The sequence below is a fragment of the Nocardioides sp. P5_C9_2 genome, from assembly GCF_054049555.1.
This window is the reverse complement of record NZ_JBFUMD010000578.1, coordinates 1-2,149: the sequence shown is the minus strand read 5'-3', so window position 1 is coordinate 2,149 and position 2,149 is coordinate 1. Positions and strand designations below refer to the sequence as shown.

Sequence of the window (2,149 nt, the reverse complement as noted above, 5' to 3'; positions counted from 1 at the left end):
CCCCCGACCTCAACGGGCGCCACCAGATCCTCAAGGTCCACTCGCGCGGCAAGCCGATGGCCCCGAGATCGACCTGCTGAGCGTGGCTCGTCGTACGCCGGGCTTCACCGGCGCCGACCTGGCCAACGTCCTCAACGAGGCCGCGCTGCTGACCGCGCGCGGCAACGCCAAGCTCATCAACGACGGGGCCCTCGACGAGGCCATCGACCGCGTGATCGCCGGGCCGCAGCGTCGTACGCGACTGATGAGCGAGAAGGAGAAGCTCATCACCGCCTACCACGAGGGCGGCCACGCCCTCGTCGCCGCGGCGCTGCCGGGCACCGACCCGGTGCACAAGGTGACGATCCTGCCGCGCGGGCGGGCCCTGGGCTACACGATGGTCCTGCCCGACTCGGACAAGTACAGCCAGACCCGCTCGGAGATGCTCGACAGCCTCGCCTACATGCTGGGCGGGATGGCGGCCGAGGCGCTGATCTTCCACGACGTCACCAGCGGTGCCGGCAACGACATCGAGAAGGCGACCAACCTCGCCCGCGCCATGGTCACCCAGTACGGCATGAGCGAGCGACTCGGCGCGATCAAGCTCGGCGACAGCACCTCGGAGCCGTTCCTGGGTCGCGACATGGGCCACCAGCGCAACTACTCCGAGGAGGTCGCCGCCGTCGTCGACGCGGAGACCAAGAAGCTGCTCGGCACGGCGCACCAGGAGGCCTTCGAGATCCTCGAGCTCAACCGCGACGTCCTCGACGCCCTGGTCCTCGAGCTCCTGGACAAGGAGACCCTCGACAAGGCCCAGATCGCCCGGGTCTTCGAGCCGCTGCGCCTGCACCCCAGGCGTCCGGCGTGGACCGGGTCGCCCGACCGCAACCCGTCGGCGATCCCGCCGGTCGAGATCCCCCAGGAGATCCGCGACCGGGTCCGTGACATCAACGGCACCGCGCCCGAGCAGGAGGAGGGCGGCATCGTCCTCACCCCGCCCGGCGCCGGCGGCGACACCCACGGCGACACCCTCGGCGGTGGCACCGACATCCCCCGACCCCCCACCCCGCCGGCGAGCTGAACGGACCCACGCGATGACGGACCCGATCAGCCTCGACGAGCGCGTGCTGCCCGCCTTCGACCATGCTCGGGCCGAGGCGGCCGTCCGCGAGCTGTTGCACGCCATCGGGGAGGACCCGGACCGCGAGGGCCTGGTCGACACCCCGGCCCGCGTCGCGCGGGCCTACGCCGAGCTGACCGCGGGACTGCGCCAGAGCCCCGAGGACGTCCTCACCACGACCTTCGACATCGGCCACGACGAGATGGTGCTGGTGCGCGACATCGAGCTGTGGTCGATGTGCGAGCACCACCTGGTGCCCTTCACCGGTGTCGCGCACGTCGGCTACATCCCGTCCGAGACCGGCAAGATCACCGGGCTGTCCAAGCTGGCCCGCGTCGTGGACGTCTTCGCCAAGCGTCCGCAGGTGCAGGAACGGCTCACCACCCAGGTCGCCGACGCCCTGATGGAGATCCTCGAGCCGCGCGGCGTGATCGTGGTGATCGAGGCCGAGCACCTGTGCATGACCATGCGCGGCGTGCGCAAGGCCGGCGCCCGCACCATCACGTCGGCGGTGCGGGGCATCATGCACAACGCGGCCACGCGCTCCGAGGCCATGGCGTTGATCCACTCGCGCCGATGACACGGCCCGCCCGGCCCCTGGTCATGGGGATCGTCAACGTCACCCCCGACTCCTTCAGCGACGGCGGCCTGTACGCCGACACGGCGTCGGCGCTGGCCCACGGCCGCGTGCTGCTGGACCAGGKCGCCGACATCCTCGACGTCGGCGGGGAGTCGACCCGTCCCGGGGCCACCCGTCCGGTGGTGGCCGAGGAGCTCGACCGGGTCGTACCGGTCATCTCCGGCCTGGCCGGCCTCGGCGCCGTGGTCTCCGTCGACACGATGCGCTCGGAGGTGGCCGCGGCGGCCCTCGACGCGGGCGCGCGGATCGTCAACGACGTGTCCGGGGGCCTGGCCGACCCCGCCGTCCTCGACGTGGTCGCCGCCTCGGACGCGACGTACGTCGCCATGCACTGGCGCGCCCACAGCGACCGGATGGCGGACTTCGCGACGTACGACGGTCCCGGTGGGGTCGTGGGTGCCGTCGTGGCC

General features: G+C 71.9%; 2 protein-coding genes and 1 pseudogene. All 3 read left to right on the top strand.

Annotation, left to right across the window (positions count from 1 at the left end; translation table 11 throughout):
• Positions 1-1,060, top strand: a pseudogene (locus ACXJKL_RS19855) (ATP-dependent zinc metalloprotease FtsH); the annotation flags it as partial.
• Positions 1,061-1,073: 13 nt separating this feature from the next.
• Positions 1,074-1,679, top strand: a complete 606-nt coding sequence (gene folE / locus ACXJKL_RS19850; protein WP_457208722.1) for a GTP cyclohydrolase I FolE — start codon at positions 1,074-1,076, stop codon at positions 1,677-1,679.
• Positions 1,676-2,149 (top strand): dihydropteroate synthase (locus ACXJKL_RS19845; RefSeq protein ID WP_457208721.1); only part of this gene is annotated, 474 nt, incomplete at its 3' end. The genes folE and ACXJKL_RS19845, both read left to right, overlap by 4 nt.

What these genes read in the sequence shown, in the direction of transcription:
- folE (WP_457208722.1), top strand. Translation starts at nt 1,074, where the DNA reads ATGACGGACCCGATCAGCCTCGACGAGCGCGTGCTGCCCGCCTTCGAC.